Source organism: Bdellovibrio sp. 22V (assembly GCF_030169785.1).
Lineage (GTDB): Bacteria > Bdellovibrionota > Bdellovibrionia > Bdellovibrionales > Bdellovibrionaceae > Bdellovibrio.
The window spans coordinates 442,525-455,876 of sequence record NZ_CP125854.1 but is presented as its reverse complement, the minus strand read 5'-3'; the positions used below and the strand labels follow the sequence as shown (position 1 = coordinate 455,876).

The following is a 13,352-nucleotide window of genomic DNA, read 5'->3' as shown; positions in this document are numbered from 1 at the left end:
GAATCTTATGGGAAAGAATCTTATCAAACTTGCATGTATCTTAAGCCTTAGTTTCTCTCCGGTGGCTTTCGCTGAATCACCAACAAAAACGCCTACGACCCCAACTAAAGAAAGCGGCTCCAAAGGTGTTGAAACTAAAACTCCAACACCAGTGAGTCAGCCATCTGTTAATAACTCTGCTGATAATACGAAAAGTCAGAACGACAAAGGTCAGGCGATGTCTTTCTTGCAAGGTGCGATGCATATTGCGATGGGAGTGCGCGATCTGTCGACATGCTGTAATACAGGCTGCCAATCTGGTTGTGTTACCGGCCCGATTCAGATCGGTATGGGCTTGCTGTCTCTTGCTCAGGGAAAGCAGCACGGAAAATCTTCAGGCATGGCGGGAATCACGGGCCTTCAATCGGATGGTTTAGGCCTTTATGATGGAGCGGATACAAATCCCTTAGATTTAGACAACCCTAAAAACCCTTTGAATAAAGATCCCGCTTTCAATGCAGTAAAAGGAAATCTTGCACAACTTCAGAAAAATGGTTTGTACGATCCAAAGACGGGGAAAATTAAAACGCCGATGGGGAAAGAGTACAATGTTTCTGACTTTGCTTCGAAAGAAGCGATGGCGGCGGCAGGATTCCCACAGGGTGCGATTGATGGAGCTTACGCCTTTGCATCTGACGCATCAAAAAAAGCGGCAGACAAAGCTGATAAGTTGAAAATCGGCGCGATGACTGCTTCCAACGGTTATGAAGAAGGCGGTGGCGGCGGACTTGGTTCTGCTCCTCCGATGGAGGACGATCTTTCCGGTGGAGTCGCGGGTTACAGCGGTGCCGGTGAGGGTCTTGGCAGAAATGCTCTTGATCGCGATCCATCAAGTTTAGCGGGTATGCAGAAAAATTATAACGGCGAACCAATTGGTGTCGCGGCAGATAGTATTTTCTTGATGATGACTCGTCGATATAAGGTCAAAGAAAGCCAAGAGTCTTTCTATACAGACGCGGACTTGGCTCTCCAAAAATAACTCTAAAGCAAAAGGGTGTTGGCGGCTTTAGTTCCAGCAGGAACTTGAACGCCATCACCAACGATCACGTTTTCCAACTGACAATCTGATGCTACGGAACTGCCGGGACCTGCGCAGAATAAACCCGAGATTTGTGCAGAGATATCAATCCGAGCATTTTCCGAGATCACTCGTTGCCCACCGAACTCTGATGAAATCTTGATACTTTTCGGAGCAAAATCCTGAAGAGTTGCCAGCAAAGCATCCTTCTGAAAAGAGTTTTGTGGAGAGTTTAAATAAGTAAAACATTTCTTGGACGCTTCCAGAAAATCCTGAGGATTTCCTGTTTCAAACCAGCTGCAATCAAAAGGATATGCTTGAACAAGTTCGCCTTTTTGAATGGCCGCTGTCACGGCGTCGTAAAGTATGTTCGATTCGCCCTCTTTCGGGAGATAGTCAAAAATTCTTTCCGAAAGAATCTGCACACCGATAAAATGCCAAGCTTTAAATGCGTTTGGAAAAGCATTTTTTCCAAATCCAAGAACCTGGTTTCTTTCGTCAGTCCACACGCCACCAAACTGAGTGCCCACGCCGGGATGGTCCATAACCATAATAGTAGAAAGGGCACCGGATTGCTTGTGATGTTGAATGGCTTTTTGCAAGATCGAGGAGTCGCGAGGAAGAATAATCTCATCCGCATTCATCAAAATAAAATCGCCGCCACCGATGAAGTGCTCACGGGCTTTATTGAGTCCTCCGCCACTTCCCAAGATTTGATCGGTCTCGTTTGAAAAGTGCAGACTTTCCGCCTTGTGGGGAAGTCTGTGGAAAAGCTCATGGATTTTTCTTGGCAAATGATAAGTGTTCACCACAAGCTTATTGATTTTGTTCCCGCGCAGAAATCCAAGACTGTGCGCCGCTAAAGGCACCGTTAAAAACGGGATCGCCGGTTTAGGCAACACAGTTGTATAAGGGCGAAGGCGAGTTCCTTCTCCCGCCGCGAGAAGCATCACATTCATAGGGATTCGTACTTTCTTTCCAAAGCACCCGAATCAATAAGAACATCGGCAAATGTTTTGTATTCGGGAAACTCATTGATCGCCTTCATCACACGACGCAGAGTTCCCGACAGATATTTCAAGTAACGACGGTCTTCGCGTTGGTGGAAGAAGCTAGCAAAACTTCCGCAGGCTTTAAAGCACCGTTGAATGGACTGCAGTTCGTAAATATGATCGAAGTGTTCACGCGAAAAATCTTTTGGCAAATATTCTTTGGATTTATCCAAATAATAATCCAAAAGAGTTTTTGCCATAGAGTCGTTCATGTCGACGTAAGAGTCGCGCATCAAGCTCACAAGGTCATACTGAATAGGACCCAGGCGAGCATCTTGGAAATCAATCACACTCATTTGATCAAGTTTGATCATAAGATTGCGTGAGTGATAGTCACGATGAGCAATACGTTTTGGTTCCGCATCCAAGCGAGAGCAAATGCTTGTGAAAATATCCGCCATCTCTTTGTTCAAAGAGTCGCTGAAATGAAACTTAAGAATTCCGGAAAGCAAATTGTCTTTTCCGTAATTCATTTCCCACAAGAACTTTTCAGTATCAAACTTCATCTTAAAAGCTGTGCACTCGGATTTATCCAAAGTCGCTGGATGATGAATCTTTACGATTTCATCCACGGCCATTTGATAAAACTCCAAGGACGCTTCTTGATTTTGGTTCTCCCAGAATTTTCTTTCTAGTGTCAGGTCACCGAGGTCTTCCAAAAGCACAAGGCCTTCTTGCGGAGACATAGCAATTACTTGCGGCACATGAACGCCGTTTTTTGCGAAATGATTAAGGACACTCAGGAAGGGATAGTTCTCTGGCTGGAAAGGCTCCCAACGCATAAGGACCCAAGAATTGTGATCAAGGACGACGCGATAGTAGCGGCGGTTAGAAGCATCGCCGGCAAGGGAGAAAACCTTGTACGCGCTGGATTGAAGAGAACGAGTTAAAAACGGATTTAGATATTCATCATGAGTGACCATAAGAAAAATTCTCACAGACACTCATGCTATTTTCAAGGATTAAACTTTTAAGCGTCGAGAGGGGAGTCCTTCATGAAGAAAAGCTCCAAGACCTCTTTAAGACCTTGCGTCGTCAGAGGAGCTCGGTCGACCTCGAAACAATTCACGGACAGTTCATCAACAAGATTGGACGTCAGTGAAGACTTGCCAAGATCTTCAAGACTTAACAATGAGCTTGTAATGATAAGAGGTTCGTCTGCTGAGTGCCCTTCAGAGATGTAATCCAGCACGAGTTCTTGCTCAGCCGCGTTCAGATTCTCGACGTTTTCGATGAAGATCGTCATTGCGCCCATTTTAGCGATATCTTGTGCGGAGTGAAGCTGCCCTTTGATATCGTTGAAAGGTACAAAGGCCCATCTTGAAGTCAGCTCATGCAGTTGCAAAGCGACTTTTTTATTGGTGTTTTCAGAGCGACCTTCCAAATGAATCAGGTGAGAAATCAATTCGCTTGCAGGACCTTCGGTCAGGTCGTCGTTCAACTCTTCATCATTCAAAATGTCGTCGATAGTGGGGAGAGACTCTCCGAACAAACGCACGTTATCCAGTTCCAACTGCGCTTTATTCAGTTCCAGAAGATTGGATTCCTTTTGTTCAAGATACCATTTGTACATGGCTGGTTCTAGAACCATACGCACAAGTTGTGTAACACCCTGTTTTTTTTCGGCGTTGAGATCGTCAGCCGAAGGAACGACGGCGGTTCCCAAAAATGCGCCGTTCACTTGAATAGGAATATGAAGATCACGCCCCCGCGTAAAAGCTTCTTCTCCTGATTTCAATTCCGCCAGATCCATCAACTGACGAATCTGTAAACCCTTCCCATAGCGGCTAGCGAGAATTTGCTTCAATCGATTTACGAAAGAGCTGTCCAATGTTGAGTGCTGCATAAACCACGTACCCCTTACGAAAGGACTCTTATTACAAGAGTGGTGCCAGCGGCTTCTCAAAACCAATTCCTCTATAGATTCCAGCGGCTTAGGACCTTCGCCCGACTAAAAAACAGGCGGGGCGAGGGTCCCGAAATACCTGCTAAGTTTCGATCACACAGGTAATTTATTTAGGGTAAGAAACAGAAAGCGGCACGACGAGTTTTTGGCCGGGGCGAGGGTGCCTGAAAAAACAAAGAGCCCTGTGTTTTGCACAGAGCTCTTGGAGTTGGGAAAAGGTATCTGGTACCTTTTTCTTAGCGAGCGAGTTTACGTTTATCGAGGCCGTATTTTTCGACCTTCATGATAAGACCTGCGCGGCTGATACCCAATTCTTTTGCAAGTTTGGATTTATTCCAACCTGTGCGGCGAAGACCTTCACGGATCATTTCGCGCTCAAGATCTTCCAACGCATCTTTCAACTTACCTTGCAAACGGGAACCTTGAACTTTGTTCTTTTCGCCAGCTTCCAAAACTTTTGGAGAAAGAAGTTCCGCCATCAATTTTGTTTCGTCGCCGGAAAGAACACAAAGTCTTTCGATTTCATTTTGCAATTCACGCACGTTACCTGGCCATGGATAGTCATACAACTTTTCCAATGCACGTTTCGTGATTTGACGTTTTGGACCGCCTTGCTGATCGTGGATTTTGCTCAAGAAGAAATCCACAAGGAATGGAATGTCTTCTTTTCTTTCACGAAGAGGCGGAACGCGGATGTTGATAACATTCAAGCGATAGTACAAGTCTTCACGGAATGTTCCTTGCTCTACCATCTCTTTCAAGTTGCGGTTTGTCGCTGCTACGATGCGCACGTCAACTTTTCTAGACTCTGTCGCACCTACTGGCATGAAAGTACCTTCTTGCAATACGCGAAGAAGTTTAACTTGCATTTGCGGAGATGTATCACCGATCTCGTCAAGGAAGAAAGTTCCTTTATCAGCCATCTCGAAAAGACCTTTTTTATCTTTTAGAGCGCCTGTGAACGAGCCCTTCACGTGACCGAAAAGTTCAGATTCCAAGAGGTTGTCATTGAATGCAGAACAGTTTTGGATAATGAAAGGTTTGTCTTTACGGTTGGAATTGTAGTGGATTGATTTTGCAATCAACTCTTTACCAGTACCGTTTTCACCTTGCACCAGCACAGTAGAGTCCGCACCTTTGATCTTATCAAGAAGAGCATACAAAGACTGCATTGGTTTAGATTTACCGATCATGTTGTCATACTTGAAACGGTTGCCCAATTCTTTGTTCAATTCTTTGATGCGGTCTTCACGAGAAGAAATTTCCAAGTGAAGAGTTACAATCTCTTGAGCCACAAGTTCGCAAAGCTCGCCGAAGTGAGCGCGCTCTTGATCGTCCAAGAATTTCAACTTGCCCAAACATTTCTCAATCACTTCACCAGACATGCCGAAAGCAGCCAAGCGCTCACGGATTTCACTCATACGAGCTGTGAAGTTCGCTTCTCGGAAGAAGCCCATCGCAACAACAGTCCCCACGCAATCATTTTCAATCATGATTGGGAAAACACCAACGTCGAAACCAACAATGTCCCACTTGCGTAGGCTAAAGCGATTTTGCGAAGTGCGAAGATCATCCAAAGATTTAGAAACTAACTCTGCAATGCTAGCTTGGCCTGCTTCTTTTTTTACAAGAGCACTGATAGCTGGATTGTTGAAAGTGACTTTATCAGAGTCATACCCTTTAAGGGCGCCACGCTCATCCGTGAAAACCACGTCAATGTTCCACCACGCGCTGAGAATTTGTTTGAGCTTGTTGATCACATGTATATGTTCAAACTCATCCCAATTAATCATAAGTTCTTTCCTTTCATTGACTGTCAAAAGTATCGATACTTTTATCGTCAAGAAAGTAGACGAACTTGAGAGGGACTGTCTAAAGTGAGTTCAAACCTAGACCATGGTCTGTGTCCGATGTTTCACTCTGAAACACCGGGTGTCTAACTGTGTTGCAGGCTGTGGAAACGGAAGTATTCACCTTGCTGAGACAGCAATCCCTGGTGAGTTCCGATCTCGATAATCTCACCATCTTTAAGGACAACGATCTTGTCAGCCTTTTGGATAGTAGAAAGTCGGTGCGCGATAACGAGAGCCGTACGGCCTTCCATCAAATGATCAAGACCCTTTTGTACTTCAATCTCACTCGCCGTGTCCAGGGCGCTTGTCGCCTCATCTAGAATCAAGATAGGAGCATCTTTGAACATGGCGCGAGCAATACTGATACGTTGCTTTTCGCCACCAGAAAGAAGATTTCCGCGGTCGCCGACGCGAGTTTGGTATCCTTGCGGAGTCTTCATAATGAAGTCATGTGCATTTGCAAGCTTCGCCATTTTCGGAATGTCTTCGGTGCTGCGATCGAAATTTCCGGCTTGGATGTTCTTTTCAATCGTATCACTGAATAAGAAAACGTCTTGTGTAACAAGCGCGATATTACGACGAAGATCTTTCAAATTGATATCGAGGATATTTGTATTGTCGATTAGAATTTCGCCGCTGGAAGCATCAAAAAATCTTTCAAGAAGATTTACGATCGTGGACTTGCCGCTTCCACTGGCTCCGACTAAGGCGATCACTTCGCCGCGCTTAATCTCCAAATTGATCCCTTTAAGAATCATTTCTTTGCCATAGCCGAAGCGCACGTCTTTATAAACAAGCTTCTGCCAATCTTTAGGGAAAGACTTATTCACGGTACTTTCAGGAACTTCCTGGTCCGCTTCAATGATGGCGAACACGCGCTCTGAGGCAACGACAACTTGTTGCATACGCACGTAAGACTCTTGGAACTTTTTAATAGGCTGGTTGATCATAAGAAGGGACGTCACGAATCCAACGAACGTTCCCGGAGTTGCGCGCCCTTGCGAAACTTCATACGTCGTATAAAGAAGAACTGACATCATAATGGAGGCCGCCACAAACTCAGTCACAGGTCCCATGGCTTCTGTGCGTGCGTGAACAAGTTTTCTCGCCGCCAAATATTCTTTCGACTCGTCTCTAAGTTTATCAGCCATGACTTTTTCAAGATTGAACGACTGAATGATACGCACGCCATCCAGACTTTCTTTAATCGTGGAGGTCATTCTTTCCAGCACTTGCTGCCCGATAGGAACGTATTTACGCAGACTGCGAGAAATGTTTTTAAGAAAAACGCCGATGACAGGAACCGCCAGCAAAGTTGCAAGCGTTAGTTTCCAGTCAATCAAAAGAAGATTTTTAAGCAAAAAGATAAAGAGCAAGGGGTGCAGGAAAATATCCGCAACCATTCTTAAACCGTCTTGAATCACGTTGATGTCATTGAGAATACGGCTGATAAGACCGCCCGAACCTGTCGTGAAACTATTATGGAAGGTCAGGTTCAAACGCATAAACTTCTGTTGCAACTTTTGGCGCATTCCTTGAACGACACACTCGGCAACGTAGTTCATCAGGTAAATATGAAAGTAACGAGCTATACCTGCAACGACCGACAGACCTAAGGCAAAAGGAACGAGGTGTAATACTTGATCGAAATTAGCGCCGGCCAAATTATCAAAAAGTGGCTTAATCATGTAACCCAGTTGAGCATACGCGGCCGCGTGAATAACTCCCGCTACGGCGACGATGGCAATCAGCTTTTTGTAAACTTTAACTTCGCCGAGAATCTTCTTAATTTGCACTAACATGAGTTATTTCCAAAATTACGGACTTTTCTGACCGTCGATATAGCGTTTTAAATACTGCCCCGTGAGGCTCTTTTTCACCTTCATAATATCTTCCGGGGATCCTTGGGCGACAATATTTCCGCCTTTTTTACCCGCTTCCGGGCCTAGGTCAATAATATAATCAGAGGCGCGAATAACATCGAGATTGTGTTCTACGACGACGACGCTGCCGCCGGTCTCAATCAATTTATTGAGGACCTTCATCAATAGATCGACCTCGCGGAAATGCAGGCCTGTCGTCGGCTCATCAAGGATATACAACGTGGACTTCTGCTGTACTTGTGAAAGTTCTTTCGCGATCTTTAAGCGCTGCGATTCGCCTCCGCTTAAAGAGTTCGCGGGTTGTCCCAGTTGCAAATAATCCAAACCAACTTCTTTAAGAACGCTTAAAGGTTTGCGAATATTCGGATGAGCGACGAAGAAATTCATCGCTTCGTTCACAGTCATCGAAAGGATTTCGTGAACGTTTTTATTTTTATATTGGATTTCTAAAATCTCAGGGCGGTATTTCTTTCCATCGCAGACGTCACAAGGAATAACAACGTTATCCATGAACATCATATCGATTTCTTCATAGCCGGTGCCTTTACAAGCAGGACAGCGTCCACCATCGACGTTCAAGCTGAACGTGCCTGGAGTATAACCGCGGGCTTGTGCTTCCTGAGTGCCGGCCATGATCGTACGAATGGCATCGAAGGCTTTAAGATAAGTTACAGGCGAACTGCGCGCGGACTTACCAATCGGAGACTGGTCAATCAAAAGCACGTTCTTAATATGCTCGACACCTTCAAGAGCGGCGTATTCTTGCGACGGTAAGTATTCCAAATCCAGCGCTCGAGCTAAAGCCGGATACAGAGTCTTCGAAATCAGAGTAGATTTTCCCGATCCACTGACACCCGTGACCGTTACAATCCGATTCAGGGGGAAAACGACATCCAGGTTTTTAAGGTTGTGGCCTTTAGCGCCCTTCAATTCGATTTTTACCTTATAAGAGTCCACATCAACAGGACGAATCGTTCTTAAAGCCGCGACGCTCTTGTTGGGTTTTAAGTAAGGGACGGTATTGGATTTCTCGTAGTCATAGAATTCATCGGTGGCGCCTGCGTAAACGACTTCTCCACCAAGATATCCAGATCCGGGACCCATTTCGATAATGTGTTCGCTGGCTTTAATGACGTCGTGATCGTGTTCCACAATAACCAACGTATTTCCGAGTTCCTTCAGATCTTTCAGAATGGAAATCAAACGATCGTTGTCGCGAGGATGCAAACCTACGGTGGGCTCATCAAGAACATAAAGGGCTTGCGAAAGTCCCATGCCCAGTTGATTCGCAAGAATCAAACGCTGATATTCACCACCCGAAAGAGTGCGAGTTTCACGACTCAAAGACAGATAATGAACTCCAACACGCATAAGGAACTCTAAGCGTGAGCGAATTTGTTTTAAAACTTCACCAGCTACTTCTTCTTGATGAGGTGACACTTCAAGCTTTTGGAAGAACTGATGCAGATCCTCAATCGTGACCGTTGAAAGATCATTGATATTGGAATTTCCAATAAGCACGTGATTTGCCTCTTCACGCAGACGTGCCCCTTTACATGTAGGACATTGGAAAGGACTGCGGAAACGCGAAATAAAGACGCGAACGTGCATCTTATATTTTATTTGATCCAAGTATTCAAAAAGACCACGCACGCCGAAGAACTCTTTATTACCGTTCCAGATAACGTCGCGTTGATCTTTCGGCAACTCATTCCATGGCGAGTGCACATCGATCTTCGCTTTTTTACAGAATGCGAGAAGTTGTTTTTTCTCGTGCGCGGCACTCGGCATCCAGAAAGGACTCAAAGCCCCTTGTGCTAAAGACATGTTGGGATTTGGAATAACTTTCTCTTCGTCGATATCAAGGATATTGCCGAAACCTTTGCAAGTAGGGCAAGCGCCGATCGGAGAGTTGAAACTGAACAATCGCGAAGTCAAAGGCGGCGGCGTGTAGCCACACACTGGACAAGAGGCTTCTTCGCTGACCTGCAGGCGCTGTCCTTCAGTTGTCAGAATTGTTGCACGACGAGTGATTAAATTTGTATTGTACTTAATGCTGGCTTCATAAGCCTGAGTCAGTGAATCAGCGATACGACCACGCTCATCTTCATTAAAGCTCATACGATCGATAACAAGATAGAAAGTTTCTTTCGGAAGACCCTTTTTGATGGCGGCAGCGTCACCGATCTCAAGAACAGTTCCCATCTCTTCCAAAGTCACGCCACCATTGACGATGACAGGCTCGGGAATTTTCACTTCGGTTGTTTTTTTGGAAACTTTCTTTGCGCTTGCTTTTTTAGTCGCTGCTTTTGCTGCGGTCGCAGGTTTGCTTTCAGCAATCTTAGGAACGTAAATACGAAGATAACCGTCTTGGAGAAGCAAAGAATGAAGTTTCTTGGCTTGCGCCACTCGGCCCGCTTCCGTGATTTCGACAAGAATGTAGCCACGTTTACCGGTGAAATTTTTTATCACTTTGTCAGTGGCTTCAGTGACACTCTCTTTTTCCGTCGGACAATGATGAGTCGGGCAATAGGACTTCCCAATCTTTTCAAAAAGCAGGCGCAAGTAATCAATGATCTCTGTCGTCGTTCCGACGGTAGAGCGAGAACTTTTCACCGTGTTCTTTTGCTCGATAGAAATCGCCGGAGGAATATTATTGATACCCTCAATGTCAGGCTTCGGCGCTTTATTCAAAAACTGTCGAGCATAGTTCGACATGCTTTCGATGAAACGTCGCTGGCCTTCGGCAAAAAGAGTCTCGAAGGCCAAGGAGGACTTCCCTGATCCACTGGGGCCGCAGATCACCGTCATAGATCCGACGGGAATCTTCACCTCAATATTCTTCAAATTGTTTTGTTTCACCCCCCAGAGGTGAATATCTTTCATTCAGAGAGATCCTGTTTGTAAAAGTCTGTGGCTTCTTCAGCTTTATTAGCCGCAGCCGTTGGTTCTGTTCCTTCGACGAAAGCTTGGCGAATAATTTTCTTTGTTGAAGCGGAAGCAAGCTTTCCAGTTTCGCTATCAATATTAGCAAACACGATACCGTCAGGCACAGGGAAAGTCATCTGAGGCAGTCCGTCGTGAGCGGCTTTCATATAGTCCACCCAGATAGGTAACGCCGCACGTCCACCGACTTCGCCCTTACCGATACTCTTTTCTTTGTCGAATCCCACCCAAACACCTGTTGCGATTTGCGGGCTGTAACCAATAAACCACGCGTCAAAGTAGTTGTTTGTAGATCCGGTTTTACCAGCGACTTCACGGCCAACAGCGCGTGCTCGTCCGCCAGTACCCCCGGCATCTTCAACAACGCCTTTTAACAATGTCGTCATCACATAAGCGGTTGTTGGACGAATCAATTGCTCTGGATCCTGGAAGAAAATGCTTTCGTCGAGTTTTGCATTCTTATTGTTCTTTTTAAACTCTTCGAGCTTTGCAGGGTCGCCAGCGACTTCCAAATAAGCCTTGCGACGTTGTTCGAAGTCATCAGCCGCCGTTTTGATTTCTTTTTCAAAACGTGTGTCCAATGTCATTGTTTGCAAAAGATTTTTGCCTTGAGCATCTTCCACTTTGTGGATCAGCAGCGGAGAAATTCTTTTTCCAAGGCGGCCGAACTCTGCAAAGACTTTTGTCATCTCATACAAAGTCACGCTGCTGGAGCCAAGAGCCAATGTAAAATCAGGATTCAGAGGACTGTAGATACCCAGGCGTTTTGCATAATCCATCGCCCAAGGCACGCCGACGTCTTCGATGATTTTTACAGTTGGGATATTAAGAGATTTCACCAAAGCATTGCGGAAAAGAATATCCCCACCAAAGCTTTTCGAGTGATTGGATGGTTTCCAAACTTTTGGATCGCCTTGTCCTTCAGAATCGTCAGCGGCACCGCCTTCTTCGTAAACGATAGGAGCGTCCATGATTGGAGTTGCCGGCGTATAACCTTTATCCAAGGCCGAAGCGTAAACAATGGCCTTAAATGCGGAGCCCGTTTGACGAGGAGCTTGAATAGCGCGATTGAATTCGCTTTTCGCAAAGCTAGAACCACCCACCATCGCCACCACATCTTGAGATGTCTGGTCGAATGAAATCAAAGCCCCTTCGACTTGCGGTTCTTGATCCAATTCCAAAGCTAAATATTTCGCAAAGTCAGGGAGAGCCTGATTGGGAGTTTTCTTTTTAGAATTTTGCAAACGGCTTGATTCAAATTTGTCGGCCGTGATTTTTACAAGAATCACGTCGCCTTTTTTCAAAGCCTCTGAAGGTTTCTTAATCTGACCCAAATCGTAGCGCACTTCCGTGTCGGGCTTGCGCGCCCAAGTCATTGTCTCTATGTCAATCAAACCCTGCGCGTCTGGCAAAGTTACGAAAACAAGTCCCAAGCCATCATCAACATTTTGAACGACAGCTTGAACGGTGTCGTTCAGCTTGATGTAGGGAGGAAGCAACGGATGTTCTTTAGTATCTTTTGGGTTTTTAACCGGAACGATATCAGCGAAAGTTCCATCCGGAAGAATCGTTCTTTCCGGTGTGAAGTCGGAGATCAATTTCTTTTGCGTTTCTTTTAGGAACTCTGTGATCGCATCTTCATCAGAGAGATTTTTCAAAGGACCACGGTAGCCTTGGCGTTTATCCAAGGATTTTAAACCTGCCATCACGGATTCTTGTGCGGCAAGCTGCTTTTTGAGATCAAGACTTGTGTGAATGCGAAGTCCCTTATCAAGAACCATGTCCTCACCCAATTGCACGACAAGAAGCTGACGAACCGTTTCTAGGAAAAACGGAGCGAACTCTTCATAGTTCTCACGAACATAGACTTTCACAGGTTCTTTGATCGCTTTTTCTGCTTCATCTTTGGAAATGTAACCCACGTCAGCCATACGACGAAGAACGTAAATTTGTCTTTCTTTCGCTCTTAAAGGATTACGTACGGGAGAGTATTTGCTCGGAGCCTGAGGAAGGCCGGCAAGAATCGCCATCTCTGGAAGTTCCAACTTACTGACAGGTTTACGGAAATATGTTTGCGCCGCCTGCTCAACACCATAAGCGCCTTGCCCGAAGTAAATTTGGTTCAAATAAAGGAAAAGAATGTCTTCTTTGCTTAAGTTCTTTTCCATTTCAATGGCCAAAAGGATGTCACGCAGTTTACGTGTCAGCGTTTTTTCAGACGAAAGTAAAAGTGTTTTTGCCACCTGTTGCGTGATCGTCGATCCCCCTTGAACAGAACGACCAGCACGAAGGTTGGCAAGAGCGGCACGGAAAATTGCTTGAGGATTGATGCCTTTATGCTCAAAGAACTGGTCGTCTTCGGCAGCAAGGAATGAGTTCACTAAGTTCTTTGGAATTTTGTCGTAAGGAACAAGTGTTCTGCGCTCACGAAAGAATTCACCGATCTTTTTACCGTGTCGGTCATACACCTGACTTACAAGCAATGGCTGATAGTCTTTCACAGTGATCAATTGCGGAAGGCCGGATTGAACTGACTTAACAATTAAGTAGAGACTGAGAATGCCAATAAGGCCGAGGGCGACAATAGACAGTACGATCTTTTTTAACACTGGTGGGGGCTCCTTTAACAAGCCCCCATTCTAGCAGTGTGAATAG

8 protein-coding genes are annotated in these 13,352 nt (G+C 45.4%); 1 reads left to right on the top strand and 7 read right to left on the bottom strand.

Translation table 11 applies throughout. The annotated features are described in order from the left end of the window. Positions 1-7: 7 nt before the first annotated feature. A complete protein-coding gene (locus tag QJS83_RS02285) occupies positions 8-1,018 on the top strand; it encodes a hypothetical protein (RefSeq protein WP_284607369.1) in 1,011 nt (336 codons plus the stop codon). Between the two features lie 2 nt (positions 1,019-1,020). On the opposite strand, the gene QJS83_RS02280 is transcribed toward QJS83_RS02285, so the two are convergent. The 7 genes from QJS83_RS02280 to QJS83_RS02250 form a co-directional block, all read right to left on the bottom strand. Further along, positions 1,021-2,016: a nucleotidyltransferase family protein gene (locus tag QJS83_RS02280; protein WP_284607368.1), complete on the bottom strand. Its 996-nt coding sequence runs from the start codon at positions 2,014-2,016 to the stop codon at positions 1,021-1,023. Further along, the gene (locus QJS83_RS02275; protein ID WP_284607367.1) at positions 2,013-3,047 is read right to left on the bottom strand and encodes an aminoglycoside phosphotransferase family protein; all 1,035 of its coding nucleotides are present in this window, start codon (positions 3,045-3,047) and stop codon (positions 2,013-2,015) included. Before QJS83_RS02275 ends, QJS83_RS02280 begins: the two co-directional genes overlap by 4 nt. Before the next feature lie 32 nt (positions 3,048-3,079). Beyond that, the gene (locus tag QJS83_RS02270; RefSeq protein WP_284607365.1) at positions 3,080-3,955 is read right to left on the bottom strand and encodes a hypothetical protein; all 876 of its coding nucleotides are present in this window, start codon (positions 3,953-3,955) and stop codon (positions 3,080-3,082) included. Between the two features lie 296 nt (positions 3,956-4,251). Next, positions 4,252-5,808 (bottom strand): sigma-54 interaction domain-containing protein, encoded by a 1,557-nt coding sequence (locus QJS83_RS02265; RefSeq protein ID WP_284607364.1) that lies wholly within the window; start codon positions 5,806-5,808, stop codon positions 4,252-4,254. A 143-nt stretch (positions 5,809-5,951) separates the two neighbouring features. Then, positions 5,952-7,670 carry an ABC transporter ATP-binding protein gene (locus QJS83_RS02260; protein ID WP_284607362.1) on the bottom strand — a complete coding sequence of 573 codons (1,719 nt, stop codon included), beginning with the start codon at positions 7,668-7,670 and terminating at the stop codon, positions 5,952-5,954. Between the two features lie 15 nt (positions 7,671-7,685). Next, complete coding sequence (uvrA, locus tag QJS83_RS02255) at positions 7,686-10,637, bottom strand: excinuclease ABC subunit UvrA (protein ID WP_284607360.1); 2,952 nt, start codon at positions 10,635-10,637, stop codon at positions 7,686-7,688. Further along, positions 10,634-13,306: a penicillin-binding protein 1A gene (locus tag QJS83_RS02250; RefSeq protein ID WP_284607358.1), complete on the bottom strand. Its 2,673-nt coding sequence runs from the start codon at positions 13,304-13,306 to the stop codon at positions 10,634-10,636. Before QJS83_RS02250 ends, uvrA begins: the two co-directional genes overlap by 4 nt. Positions 13,307-13,352 lie beyond the last annotated feature (46 nt).